Here is a 12,994-nt window from a genome sequence, read left to right as displayed (position 1 = left end):
CTTTAGCCATAAACAATATAAAGAAAAAGTATAACAAATAAAAAACTTGAAAATAAATAAAGCAAAATATCAATATTAATCCCAAAATGGAAAAGCCTTACAAAGGTCTTAGAAGCTGCTCTATCACTTACCATTCTTGCTCTTTCTTTTCTTTTAAAGGGCTTTTCTTTAAGTTCTTGAAAAGGACTGTAGTGACAATTAGGACAACCTTCTCCAAAAGCAGAAACTGGACCTACATGCCTACAATTTGGACATTCGATATCACCAAGCTTAGCAGCACAGTTGGGACAAACAGATCGATTAAGTCCAACTTTTTCGCCACATTGCTCGCAAAAAACTTCAAAATTTACCTTTGCCAAACGAAAATTCCTCAAATTTTACTTAAAAATAAGTATTTAAAATACTATATAATTAATTATAATAAAAAATATATGAATATTACATATTTAAGGAATACTAAAACATGAAATCGGGATTTGCAGCAATACTTGGTAGACCATCAACTGGAAAATCTACCCTTTTAAATTCAATATGCGGACATAAAATATCAATAATATCCCCTATTCCGCAAACAACTAGAAATAATATAAAAGGAATCTTTACGGACGACAGAGGACAAATTATTTTTATAGACACACCGGGATTTCATCTGAGTAAAAAAAAGTTTAATATTGCAATGATGAAAAATATCCACTCTTCAATAGGAGAAGTTGAACTCATTTTATACATAATAGACATTCAAGACAAACCTGGAGAAGAAGAAAATAAAATGTTAGAAATAATTAAAAACTCTAAAATTAAATTTTTAGTAATACTTAATAAAATTGACCTTAAAAACACAAAAATAAAAGAAATAACGCAATTTCTAAAAGAAAAAGGAATAGAAGATAGTAATATAATTAAAATATCTGCTGAAAAAAAAATTAACACAGAAGAACTAAAAAATAAAATTTATGAAAATTTTTCAGAAGGCCCACTTTATTATCCACAAGAATACTACACCGATCAAGAAATAAATTTTAGAATTAGTGAAATAATAAGGGAAAAAGCTATTGAAAACCTAAAAGAAGAACTCCCCTATTCTTTGTATGTGGATATTGATACCTTAGAAAATAAAAAAGGAAGTCTTTTTATCAGAGCAAATATTTTTGTAGCCAATGAAAGTCAAAAAGGAATAATTGTAGGAAAAAACGGAAAAGAAATAAAATCAATAGGAGAAAGGGCAAGAAAAACAATTGCAAAAATTTTTGAAACAAAATGCAACCTATTCTTACAGGTAAAACTTAAAAAAAATTGGAACAAAGAAGATAAGCTAATAAAAAGACTTATAAATTAACAAACATTAAACTGCATTTTTTTAAATTCTTGAAACTTGAAAAACAAAATGCTAAAATTTACCTAAATTTAAATTAGGAATAAAATGTGAAAACAGCACACTGGGCAGATTTTTACGCAGAAAAAATAAAAAAAGAAAAAGGTCCAAAAAACTTATACACAGTAGCATCGGGAATTACTCCATCTGGAACTGTGCACATTGGCAATTTTAGAGAAGTTATTTCGGTAGACCTTGTAGCAAGAGCACTAAGAGACTCTGGATCAAAAGTAAGGTTTATTTATTCTTGGGATAATTACGACGTATTTCGAAAAGTTCCCAAAAATATGCCAGAACAAGAACTTCTTACAACTTATTTAAGACAAGCAATAACAAGGGTCCCTGACACAAGAAGCCACAAAACAAGTTATGCAAGGGCTAATGAAATTGAATTTGAAAAATATCTGCCTGTAGTTGGGATCAATCCTGAATTCATCGACCAAAGCAAACAATATACCAGCAACGCTTATGCAAGCCAAATAAAATTTGCACTTGATCATAAAAAAGAACTGTCTGAAGCATTAAACGAATACAGAACCTCAAAGCTTGAAGAAAATTGGTATCCAATCAGTGTATTTTGTACAAAATGCAATAGAGACACAACAACTGTAAATAATTATGACAATCATTACTCTGTTGAGTATTCATGTGAATGTGGAAATCAAGAATCTCTAGACATAAGAACCACATGGGCCATTAAACTTCCTTGGAGAATAGATTGGCCTATGAGATGGAAATATGAAAAAGTTGACTTTGAGCCTGCAGGAAAAGACCACCACAGCAGTGGCGGCAGTTTTGATACATCTAAAAATATTGTAAAAATTTTTCAAGGTAGCCCTCCTGTAACATTTCAATATGACTTTATTTCAATAAAAGGACGTGGTGGAAAAATATCCTCCTCATCGGGAGATGTCATATCGCTCAAAGATGTTCTTGAGGTCTATACACCCGAAGTCACAAGGTTTTTATTTGCTGCTACTAAACCAAATACTGAATTTTCAATCTCATTTGATCTTGATGTAATTAAAATATACGAAGATTACGACAAATTTGAGAGAATCTACTATGGAGTAGAAGATGTAAAAGAAGAAAAAAAAAGAGCATTTAAAAGAATTTACGAACTATCTCAACCATACATGCCAAGCAAAAGAATCCCTTATCAGGTCGGATTCAGACATTTAAGTGTAATCAGTCAAATATTTGAAAATAATATAAATAAAATTTTAAATTACTTGAAAAACGTTCAAGAAGATCAAAAAGACAAACTAATAAATAAAATAAATTGCGCAATTAATTGGATAAGAGATTTTGCACCCGAAGATTTCAAATTTTCATTAAGATCTAAATTTGATAATATGGAAATACTAGAAGAAAATAGCAAAAAAGCAATTAATGAACTTTTGGATTTTTTAAAGAAAAATTTTGAAGTTGCCACAGAACAAGACATTCAAAACGAAATATATAAAATTTCAAGAGAAAATAATATAGAACCTGCTTTATTTTTTAAACAAATTTATAAAATTTTAATTGACAAAGAAAAAGGGCCCAAATTAGCTGGATTTATCAAAATAATTGGTATTGATCGCTTTGAAAAGATTACAAGCAAATACGTTTAAGCCTTAAAATTAATAAAAAATAAGTCATAATTATATGACTTATTTACACTTTAATACAAATAAATCGTTACTTTAACTTTCCTTGACTAGCAACAGATTCCATTGCCTTTTTAATTTTGCTCTCATCACCTAGATAGTAATGTTTAATGGGATTTAAATCTTTATCTAATTCGTAAACTAAAGGAATGCCTGTGGGAATGTTAAGCTTTAAAACATCTTCTTCACTTAAATTGTCAAAATATTTAACAAGCGCTCTTAAAGAATTACCGTGAGCAGCAACAATAACTTTTTTACCTTCAAGAACTTCTTTTGCAATCTCATCAGTCCAATAAGGAATAACTCTTGCAACAGTATCTTTAAGGCACTCTGTTGAAGGAAGTTCCCTTTTGGGGATATGTTTATATCTTGGATCTTTTATGGGATGACGATCATCAGACTCATCCAAAGACATTGGGGGCACATCATAACTACGTCTCCAAATTAAAACCTTATCTTCCCCATATTTTGCAGCTGTTTCTGACTTATTTAAACCTTGCAAAGCTCCATAGTGCCTTTCATTTAATCTCCAGGTTTTTTTTACACTAATATAAGATTGCCCTAATTCTCGCAAAATAATATTTAAAGTGTCATTAGCTCTTGACAACAAAGAACTAAAAGCAATATCAAAAGAATAGCCTTCTTGTTTGAGAAGCAAACCCGCCTCAACAGCCTCATCGATACCCTTGTCAGAAAGTTTAACATCTGTCCAACCAGTAAAAAGATTTTCTTTATTCCACTCACTCTCTCCGTGTCTTACTAAAACTAATTTATACATAAAATCTCCTAGCATATTATTTTATTTACCAATACTAATAATTATAAATTAGCATAAAATCTAGTCAAGATTTAAACCTTAGTAATTAAATAATGATATACTTTAAAATACATTAAGCTTTAAGTTTATCAAGCAAGGAAAAGAATTTATGGAAAATCAAAAAATTTTGGTAGCAAAACATGCAATTGATCACTATATCAAAAGCAATATGAACCTTGGAATCGGAACAGGTACAACTATTTATTATGCAATAAAATATCTAAGCGAAAAGATAAAATCGGGTAGCTTAAAAAATTTAAAATTCTACACAACAAGTAGTGATACAAAATATTTACTCTCAAAAGAACAAATTCCTTATGAATCAAATTTTTCAAAACTTAATAAAAATCTAGACATTGCAATTGATGGAGCTGATGAAATTTTATTAGAAAAAAAAAGCTTAATAAAGGGAATGGGGGGTGCTCATCTAATGGAGAAAGTAATAGCCTACAATTCAGAAACATTGCTAATAATAGCAGATGAAACCAAAATTGTTAAAAAATTAGGAACAAAAATGCCTATTCCCATAGAAGTTGCCCAAAATGCTGTTGGATTTATTATGACTAGACTTGAAGAAATGAATTTAGAGGCAACCTTGAGAATTTGTAAAGAAAAGAAAGGCCCCACTATAACTGATAACAATAATTATATCTTAGATGTAAAAATGCATGTGGAAAATCCTGAAGGAACAGAAAAATACTTCAAACTATTTCCAGGTATACTTGAGATTGGAATATTCAACCATAAAAACACAAGAATAGTTTATTACCAAGACAAACAAATCAAGGAAGCCTAAGCTTAACTTTAAAAAAGTTATCATTAAAATGGTTTATAATTTTTACTAAATAAAAATTTAACTTAAACCTTTCTCTCCCTTTTAATAGCATAATATTATCATCAAAAACAAACTTTTTACTTAAAGTTGAGCAGTAATTAATAAACTGAAAAAATTGTTTTTCATTATACTCAAATCTAAGCCTAAGAGCCCTCAAGCTGACACCTTGAATGGTTCCAAGCCCTTGAATAAAATGATAAACAAAAAACTCCAAATCCTCTAACAATTCAAACGTTACTAAGTGATTATTTGCTTTGACAAAACTACCAGTTTTTCTAATCAAAGCTCTTACATTATTATTCTTGTCATTACAAAAAAGCAAACTTACAGCATACAATCCTAATCCTAAATGCGGCTTTAACTCCCAATTTAGCTTATTGTGCCTGCTCTCATGCCCCTTTAATGCAAAATTAGTAATTTCATAATTAATGTAGCCATTGGATTCTAGACACTCCAGAGCACAAAACCACAGTTTTTCCGAATCAATACTGTTATCAAAATCTCTCAAGACAAAGCCTTCCTCTTCACATATAAAATCGCTAAAACAAATATGCTCAGGCATATATGAAAGCAATTCTTTCAAATCTCGCTTGAGATGAGATTTTTTTTGCAAAGGCATATTGACAGTCATGTCAATATTCAAATCAAAAGGAAACTTTCTAATATTGTTAATCAAAATATTCAATTTTTTATAAGAAATTTCGGGTATCCCCACAATCTTTCTAAACTCTAAAGAAAAACTTTGAACATTAAGATTAATTCTAGTAATACAAAATTCATCCAAAAGTTTGAATTTTTCAAAATCAACATAACCCGGAATAATTTCTAAAGTAAATTCTTCTAATAACTCCAAATTAATATACTTGGACAAAGAAGTGAAAATAAATTTTAAATTATCTTGCCTAGATAAACAAAAATCTACGTGCTTAATGTAAAGTGTTTTTATAATTGGATGACCCAGCAAGATTAAATGACATTTTAATTCCTCTAAAATTCTATTAAAAATGCTAAAATCTTTACAACAAAATGACAAATTAATATAAAGACTTAACTCGACAAGAGGTAAAAGATCTACTCTCATAATTGGTCTTTTAAAAATTTAGGTTTAATTATAACATATATAAAGTATAAATATTAAAATATATTTAAAAAATACAATAAATAAGGTAGATTGAAGGAGATTTTTTAATGACCAAAGACTACTACAATATACTTGGAATACAAAAAAATGCTAGTAATGAGGAAATAAAAAAAGCTTACAAAAAATTGGCAATAAAATATCACCCAGACAAAAACAAGGGAAACAAAATAGCTGAAGAAAAGTTTAAAGAAATAAATGAGGCTTATGAAATTTTATCTTCTCCTGATAAAAAAAGAAATTATGACTCTTTGGGTAACACAAATTTTAATGGCAACAACGACCATTTTGAAAGAGAATTTAGCAGCACAAGATTTGGCAATTTTGAAGATTTAGATTTTTTTTCCAAAATCTTTGGCGGATCCTCAAGAAAAACAGCAGACAGAGAAATAATTATAAATATTTCACTTTATGATGCTTATATGGGAAGTAAAAAAATAATACTTATAAACAACAAAAAAATCGAGGTAATAATTCCAAAAGGAACATTAGAAACAACTACAATAAAAATAAACAACAAAGGTCCCATTAATCCAATTTCTGGAATAAAAGGAAGCTTAATAGTCAAATTTAATATATCAAGTTATAAAAATTTTAAACTGAATGGAAAAACCTTAGAAACAACAATAGAAGTTTACCCCTGGGAAATAGCTTTGGGTTGCGAAAAGCTATTTGAAACAATTGAAGGGAAAAAAATAAAACTTAAAATCCCATCAGATGCAAAAAATGGAGAAATTCTAAACTTAAAAGGATTGGGGATGCCTATAATTGGAAGCAGCTCAAAAAGGGATCTTAAAGTCACTTTGATAGTAAAAATTCCAAAAATAATAAATAATGAAGTAAAAACTATTTACGAAAGATTAAAAGAGATATACAGCTAAAGTGTTTCTGAAAATAAATGACCAAAATTTTTTAAATTTGCCTCCCAACCCGACCTATATTCATTAAATTTATTTATTTTAGATTCATATTCTTTGATTCCATCCTCAATATTATCAAAATTTTTAGCAATATCCACTGAAAACTGAAAAACATCCCCTTGTCTGGGAGCAAGAGTAAAAAAAGCAAATTTCCAATTTCCAGAATTTATAGTAGATACAATCCTTTTTTGGAAAACATAATCGGAGATTAAAACAAATTTTTGAAACTCTTTTCTTCGCAAATAAATAAGCTCATTCCACTCATTAAAAATAGCATCCGGTAATTCGTTTAAACCAATCTCAATTATATTATTAATAGATAAAAGAATTTGTAAAATTTCTAATAAATTTAAATAATAGCTATCAAAACATTGAATTGTAATTTCAAGCAAAGCAATTTTTATAAGTAGTTTAGAAATGTCAAGACTATGATCTTTCATAATTTTATCAATTCTCTCTTTTGTGTGATCTATAATAAATTTTTTATGAGTTTCTTTAATATTGCTACTTTTTTTAATTTGCTCTACTTTTTCATAATAATCATTAATTTCTTTATTAATTACATCTAAATTATTACTATTGGCCTCATTGGAAAAAAAATCCAATGAATTACTAAGTCGATCTAAAAATTCTTCTTGAATAAAAAATGTGGCAATTCTTATGCAAGAAAATGGAGCCTTGCTCTTTTTTTCAAAATTTTCAATTTTTTGTTTAAGATCTACTCTAAAATTTAAATATTTAAGCTTGTCTAAAAATTTATTAAAACAGGAAACATCTTCTAACAATTCATCTTCATGAATGTCTAAAAATTGGGAATTAGGATGATATTTTCTTATCAAATTTTTAATAATAAGTAAAGTATCTAAAAAAATAGCTTTATTGGCACCCCAAGATTTATTGATACTGGGATTAAAATCCCTATAAATCTTATCCAAAAACAAAAGTTTATCTTTTAGCAAATTAGCATCGTTAATAAGGCTTGACTGTTCTCGATAAGAATAATAATTTATTAAACTATACCTAAAAATGCTAAAATTAAGATATTTTTGAAAATCAAAAAATCTATAAAATCCTAATGAACCAAAATCAAAAAACTTCATGCCACAATATCATCTTATTTAAGATCTACTTTATCTTTTTATACAGGTTTAAAAGTATTGGAGACGCTATGAATACAGAAGAATAAGTTCCAACAATTACCCCTACCATAAATACCAAAGAAAAATCTTTTATAGATCCTTCAGTAAACACATAAATAGAAAATACTGCAACAAATGTTGTAACTGACGTCAAAACAGTTCTTGATAAAGTTTGACTAATACTTATGTTTAATACATTTAAAAATGTGTTATCGGTTAATCGCTTAACATTATCTCTAATCCTATCAAAAATAATTATTGTGTCGTTTAAAGAATATCCAATAATGGTAAGTATTGCCACAATAATATAGCTATTAATCTCTATTCTAAATACCCCTAAAAAAGCAACTATAAAAAATATATCATGAAATATTGAAAGTATGGAAGCAATAGCATAACTTAGTTTAAATCTTAAAGTTATATAAATCAAAATCAGGATAAATGTTCCTAATACCAAAAAAATTGACCTAATTCTCAAAGTAGAAGAAAAACTTGAATCAATAAAATAAGAATCCAAAACTTCAATATTAGCATCAAATGTTTCTTTAAGTTTATCTAATATTGTTTTTTGAACTTCTGTTTTAAAAGCATAATCAATCACATCAGACTTTACCATAATAGAGAATTCACTTTTATTCTGATCTGGTGAAAAAATACTATTAACATCTAAAGTCTTATAAATCGGAGAGAATATTTTTTTAATTTCATTTTCTTTAATATTTGATTTTTCTATTGAAAGATTAATATTAACCCTAGAAGAAAAATCTATTCCCCAATTGTATCCACCATGATAAAAAAAAGTATAAATAAGCCCAACCAAAATCAAAACGGCACTAACAATTAAAACATTGCTTCCATATTTTGAAAAATTAATTACTCTTTGCATATTTTGAACTCCAAGATATACTTATAAATTTGCTTTTTCTAACAGATATGATAAATTCCAAAATAAATCTTGAAAAAATCAAACTACTAAAAAGGGATGCCACAATTCCAACAGAAAGAGACCAAGCAAAACCTTGAATAACTCCTGTCCCAAGAAGAGTTAAAAAAAGCACCGCAATAAATGTTGTTATATTTGCATCCATAATTGATAAAAATGCCTTTTTAAAACCAGCTTCAAAAGCATTTTCAAATCTTCTGCCTTCTCTAATTTCTTCTTTAATTCTCTCATAAATAACTATATTTATGTCAACGGCCATACCCATTGTCAAAATAAGACCTGCAATGCTTGTTAAAGTTAAAGTAAAATTAAAGGCCGACAATATCGCTAAAATTAAAAATACATTATAAATAACAAGTGAAAATCCAGCTACAACACCACTCAAACCATAATAAACACATATAAACAAAAAAACTAAACAAAGAGCAAGCGCAGAAGCTTTAATGCCAAGATCAATAGTCCTAGCACCAAGAGTAGGCCCTATTATTCTCAAATCATCTATTTTAATATCAACTGGAAAAGCTGCAGTTTTAAACACTAAAGCAAGATCTTGAGCCTCTTTTTTATCAAAAGAGTCACCTTGAATTGAAACATTGCCCCCAGTGATAGCATATCCAATTCCTGCCACAGACTTAATTTTACCTTCCATAACAACGGCCAAAGACTTTCCAACATTTTTTTGAGTAAATTTAAAAAATTTTTCACTTCCATCAACATCAAGGCTAAAAGCAACAGTATCTCGGCCTGTTCTAGGATCGTTAGAAACCCCAGCATCTTTAATGTGAGCACCATCAAATGAATTTTCAGGGCTTGCATCAACTACATAATAACGAACTGATGACTCATCATCCACACCATAAGAATCTTTAACATACCAAGGAAAAATTTGTTTACTATCTGGAAGGTTCATACTTGCCTGAATTTCAGGAATAGAAAAAAGAGAGCCCGCTTCTAATATTTTTCTATGCAAAAGAGATGTAGACTCATCATCAACCACATAAAAAGTCAAATTGCCTTTACCGCTCAAAAGAGTGCTTACTCTACTCTCATCTTTTTCTCCAGGAATATCTAAGAAAATTTTATTTCCCCCGGCTTCTCTTACAATTTTAGGCTCTGTAAGCCCGAACCTATYTACCCTATCTTTAAGAATTTGCATTATTCGATAAATGGCATCCTCTCTCTCAGCAAAAGTCAAAGAACGACCTAATTTTTTTTCAACACTTGAATAATCAAGAGAAATGGTAACACTCATCCCTCCAGACAAATCAAGCCCAAGATGTATTATTCTGCTTTTGCCCTTCTTTATGTTCTCATAATATCTATAAATCTCTAAGCTTACTTCTCCCATATCCGAATCAGTCAAAAATCCTTCACGCAAGGTTTTAGCAGTAAAAATATTAGGTGGAATTTTCATTGAAGACCTATAATTATTTTTTGCTATTGGAATTAAATAAGACAAACTAGCTGGAATACTGCTATTGGGATCTTTATTATACAGTTCCTTAAGCTTAACAAGATCATTCAGGGCTTTTTTCTTTGAATAATCCCTTAAGGCCTCTTGTGAATATGAGCTTATTTTTTTATCCTCAACGCTCATTAAAAAATACCATTTTAAAGTCGGAAATATTAAAAGACATGCAAAAAACGTCACCAACAATATCAATATAAGCTTAGATCCTTTTTTCATTATACAAATCCTTAAAATTTTTAAAAAATACCATTATTAGCTAACAGTTCTAATTTTACCTTTAAACAATACCTTTTTTTTAACTTCATTTTTTTTCAGACAAAACTTTATCAATAGAGTTTTTTATAAATACTGCTTCGTTATTTGGACTTAATTCTAAAATAACATCCGTATCGCCTAATTTTTTCACAACTCCAAAAATTCCACCTATTGTTAATACCTTATCGCCCTTTTTTAGATTTTTTATCATTTCTTTTTTATTCTTCTCTTCCTTACGCTGAGGAGATATCACTAAAAACCAAAATATAGCAATAACAGGCACAAAAACTAATAAACTTCGTAAAAAGCTACTATTGCCGCTAAATTCTTGCAATAAAAACACAAAACCTCCCATACTATACATATGTCACTTTTATCTTATTAATATCATCAGGATAAACTACTCCAAATAAAAGCTTAAAATCATCTTTTTTGGTATAATTAGAGTTACTTATTTTATTATACTCTTCAATTAAATAATTAATAAGACCATCGTCATTCCTATAAAGAGCTTTGCTAAAGGCACTTCTGTAAAGTCCAAGTTCAAAAAGTTCCTTAGCACTTTTACCCTTATTTTCTCTTAAAAGCTGCCTATCTACTATTGCCTTTGAACAATCATAGCCTATACAAAAAACAAATTCATCCTCACTCAAAATAATTCCTTTGAATAATAAAATATTCACCGGCAAAAACACAAGCTTGCCGGTGAAACTTTAATTTACATCATTCCCATTCCTGGGTCCATAGGATAACCACCACCACCAGAAGTATTTTTCTCTTCTTTAATATCTGTGATTGCACATTCTGTTGTTAATAAAAGTCCAGCAATTGAAGCAGCATTTTGAAGCGCGCTTCTTGTAACCTTAGCAGGATCAATTATTCCACTCTCAATCATATTTACCCACTTAAAGCTGGAAGCATCAAACCCAAGCCCTTTTTTTTCTGTTTTAATTTGATGAATATAAATAGATCCTTCAAAACCAGCATTTGAAATAATCTGTCTCATTGGCTCTTCAAGACTTCTTTTTACAATCTCAAAACCTTGCTTTTCCTCATAGCTTAATTTACTTGTATCTATTGTATCTAAATACATAGCAACTTCAATAAGAGTTGATCCACCGCCAGGCACAACACCCTCTTCAACAGCAGCACGAGTTGCAGAAAGAGCGTCCTCAACTCTATGCTTTTTCTCCTTAAGCTCTACCTCAGTAACAGCTCCAACATTAATAACAGCAACTCCGCCAACAAGTTTTGCAAGACGCTCTTGAAGTTTTTCTTTATCATATTCAGATGTTGAATCTTCAATTTGCTTTTTAATAAGCTCTGAACGCTCCTTTATTTGCTCTTTATTGCCGGTATTAATAATAGTGGTATTGTCTTTATCAACCTTAATAGTTTTAGCCTGTCCAAGTTGCTCAATTTCAACTGTCTCAAGAGTAAGGCCTAGCTCCTCACTGATTAAAACACCGCCGGTAAGCACTGCAATATCCTCAAGCATTGCTTTTCGTCTATCACCAAAACCAGGAGATTTAATTGCACATACCTTTAAAGCTCCTCTAACGCTGTTTAAAACAAGAGCAGCAAGAGCATCCCCCTCAATATCCTCAGCAATAATTAATAAAGGTTTATTTGTCCCTAAAACTTTCTCAAGAACTGGTAAAAGCTCTTTAATAGAACTAATCTTTTTCTCATATATCAATATGAAAGCATCGTCAAAATTAACACTCATATTTTCTTTATTGGTAGAAAAATAAGGAGAAAGATATCCTCTATCAAATTGCATACCCTCAACATAAGAAATCGTAGTATCAAAGGTTTTTGACTCTTCAACTGTTATAACACCATCTTTTCCAACTTTATCCATTGCCTCAGCAATTTTTTCACCTATATAACTGTCATTATTAGCAGAAATTGAAGCTACTTGTGCAATCTCTTCTTTTGTTGTAATCTTTTTTGCAGACTGACGAATTTTCTCAGCAGCCAAATTTACAGCGTGATCTATTCCCTTTTTTATTCCAATAGGATTGATTCCTGAAGACACATTCTTAAGGCCTTCTCTTGCAATAGCATAAGCAAGAACAGTAGCAGTTGTTGTTCCATCACCAGCAACATCATTTGTTTTAATAGCAACTTCCTTTAAAAGCTGTGCCCCCATGTTTTCAAACGGATTTTCAAGCTCAATCTCACGAGCAACGCTAACCCCATCCTTTGTAACCGTTGGAGAGCCGAACTTTTTATCAATAAGGACATTTCTCCCTTTTGGCCCAAGAGTTACTTTTACAGCATTGGATAATTTTTCAACGCCACTAAGTAAGCTTTTTCTAGCATCCTCATTAAAATATATGTCTTTAGCCATAAAAATTTTACCCCTTTCTATAAATAAAAATAATTTACATATAACAATATAAGATTAACATAAACTTAATACATTCGCTATAGTAGCGTATTACTT

At 29.6% G+C, this 12,994-nt stretch carries 13 protein-coding genes; 4 read left to right on the top strand and 9 right to left on the bottom strand.

All coding sequences use genetic code 11. The features are described from left to right. Nucleotides 1-2: 2 nt before the first annotated feature. The gene (locus BB_RS03350; RefSeq protein WP_002663478.1) at nt 3-359 is read right to left on the bottom strand and encodes a hypothetical protein; all 357 of its coding nucleotides are present in this window, start codon (nt 357-359) and stop codon (nt 3-5) included. Between the two features lie 104 nt (nt 360-463). On the opposite strand from BB_RS03350, the gene era reads away from it, so the two are divergent. Together era and lysS are read left to right on the top strand one after the other, a co-directional pair. After that, nucleotides 464-1,336: a GTPase Era gene (era, locus tag BB_RS03345; RefSeq protein ID WP_002657380.1), complete on the top strand. Its 873-nt coding sequence runs from the start codon at nt 464-466 to the stop codon at nt 1,334-1,336. 86 nt (nt 1,337-1,422) lie between these two features. Next, on the top strand, nt 1,423-2,988 hold the full coding sequence (gene lysS / locus BB_RS03340) for a lysine--tRNA ligase (protein ID WP_002663481.1): 1,566 nt from the start codon (nt 1,423-1,425) through the stop codon (nt 2,986-2,988). Between the two features lie 67 nt (nt 2,989-3,055). On the opposite strand, the gene gpmA is transcribed toward lysS, so the two are convergent. After that, nucleotides 3,056-3,802, bottom strand: a complete 747-nt coding sequence (gpmA, locus tag BB_RS03335) for a 2,3-diphosphoglycerate-dependent phosphoglycerate mutase (RefSeq protein ID WP_002657375.1) — start codon at nt 3,800-3,802, stop codon at nt 3,056-3,058. Between the two features lie 148 nt (nt 3,803-3,950). Here gpmA and rpiA point away from each other — a divergent pair, with 148 nt between their 5' ends. Further along, on the top strand, nt 3,951-4,637 hold the full coding sequence (rpiA, locus tag BB_RS03330) for a ribose 5-phosphate isomerase A (RefSeq protein WP_002663487.1): 687 nt from the start codon (nt 3,951-3,953) through the stop codon (nt 4,635-4,637). On the opposite strand, the gene psgB is transcribed toward rpiA, so the two are convergent. Then, a complete protein-coding gene (gene psgB, locus BB_RS03325) occupies nt 4,624-5,757 on the bottom strand; it encodes a HemN-related non-iron pseudo-SAM protein PsgB (protein WP_010889790.1) in 1,134 nt (377 codons plus the stop codon). The genes rpiA and psgB overlap by 14 nt on opposite strands. 107 nt (nt 5,758-5,864) lie before the next feature. On the opposite strand from psgB, the gene BB_RS03320 reads away from it, so the two are divergent. After that, a complete protein-coding gene (locus tag BB_RS03320; protein ID WP_002657369.1) occupies nt 5,865-6,695 on the top strand; it encodes a DnaJ domain-containing protein in 831 nt (276 codons plus the stop codon). On the opposite strand, the gene BB_RS03315 is transcribed toward BB_RS03320, so the two are convergent. From BB_RS03315 to groL, 6 genes are all read right to left on the bottom strand, one after another. Continuing rightward, a complete protein-coding gene (locus BB_RS03315) occupies nt 6,692-7,834 on the bottom strand; it encodes a hypothetical protein (protein WP_002656938.1) in 1,143 nt (380 codons plus the stop codon). The two genes, BB_RS03320 and BB_RS03315, sit on opposite strands and share 4 nt — an antisense overlap. 25 nt (nt 7,835-7,859) lie before the next feature. Continuing rightward, complete coding sequence (secF, locus tag BB_RS03310; protein WP_002665673.1) at nt 7,860-8,759, bottom strand: protein translocase subunit SecF; 900 nt, start codon at nt 8,757-8,759, stop codon at nt 7,860-7,862. Continuing rightward, nucleotides 8,743-10,503 (bottom strand): protein translocase subunit SecD, encoded by a 1,761-nt coding sequence (secD, locus tag BB_RS03305; protein WP_010889789.1) that lies wholly within the window; start codon nt 10,501-10,503, stop codon nt 8,743-8,745. Before secD ends, secF begins: the two co-directional genes overlap by 17 nt. An 85-nt stretch (nt 10,504-10,588) precedes the next feature. Continuing rightward, a complete protein-coding gene (gene yajC, locus BB_RS03300; RefSeq protein ID WP_002657363.1) occupies nt 10,589-10,906 on the bottom strand; it encodes a preprotein translocase subunit YajC in 318 nt (105 codons plus the stop codon). Beyond that, nucleotides 10,899-11,195: a hypothetical protein gene (locus BB_RS03295; RefSeq protein ID WP_002656076.1), complete on the bottom strand. Its 297-nt coding sequence runs from the start codon at nt 11,193-11,195 to the stop codon at nt 10,899-10,901. Before BB_RS03295 ends, yajC begins: the two co-directional genes overlap by 8 nt. Before the next feature lie 65 nt (nt 11,196-11,260). Next, nucleotides 11,261-12,898: a chaperonin GroEL gene (gene groL / locus BB_RS03290; protein WP_002657108.1), complete on the bottom strand. Its 1,638-nt coding sequence runs from the start codon at nt 12,896-12,898 to the stop codon at nt 11,261-11,263. Nucleotides 12,899-12,994 lie beyond the last annotated feature (96 nt).

Origin of the sequence: Borreliella burgdorferi B31 (genome assembly GCF_000008685.2) — a bacterium.
Classification (GTDB): Bacteria; Spirochaetota; Spirochaetia; order Borreliales; family Borreliaceae; genus Borreliella; species Borreliella burgdorferi.
The sequence above is the reverse complement of the archived record's forward strand: the minus strand, read 5'-3'. Positions and strand labels throughout refer to the sequence as shown.

Coding starts and splice junctions, on each gene's coding strand:
- era (WP_002657380.1), top strand. CDS start 464: ATGAAATCGGGATTTGCAGCAATACTTGGTAGACCATCAACTGGAAAA.
- gpmA (WP_002657375.1), bottom strand. CDS start 3,802: ATGTATAAATTAGTTTTAGTAAGACACGGAGAGAGTGAGTGGAATAAA.
- rpiA (WP_002663487.1), top strand. CDS start 3,951: ATGGAAAATCAAAAAATTTTGGTAGCAAAACATGCAATTGATCACTAT.
- psgB (WP_010889790.1), bottom strand. CDS start 5,757: ATGAGAGTAGATCTTTTACCTCTTGTCGAGTTAAGTCTTTATATTAAT.
- BB_RS03320 (WP_002657369.1), top strand. CDS start 5,865: ATGACCAAAGACTACTACAATATACTTGGAATACAAAAAAATGCTAGT.
- BB_RS03315 (WP_002656938.1), bottom strand. CDS start 7,834: ATGAAGTTTTTTGATTTTGGTTCATTAGGATTTTATAGATTTTTTGAT.
- secF (WP_002665673.1), bottom strand. CDS start 8,759: ATGCAAAGAGTAATTAATTTTTCAAAATATGGAAGCAATGTTTTAATT.
- yajC (WP_002657363.1), bottom strand. CDS start 10,906: ATGTATAGTATGGGAGGTTTTGTGTTTTTATTGCAAGAATTTAGCGGC.
- groL (WP_002657108.1), bottom strand. CDS start 12,898: ATGGCTAAAGACATATATTTTAATGAGGATGCTAGAAAAAGCTTACTT.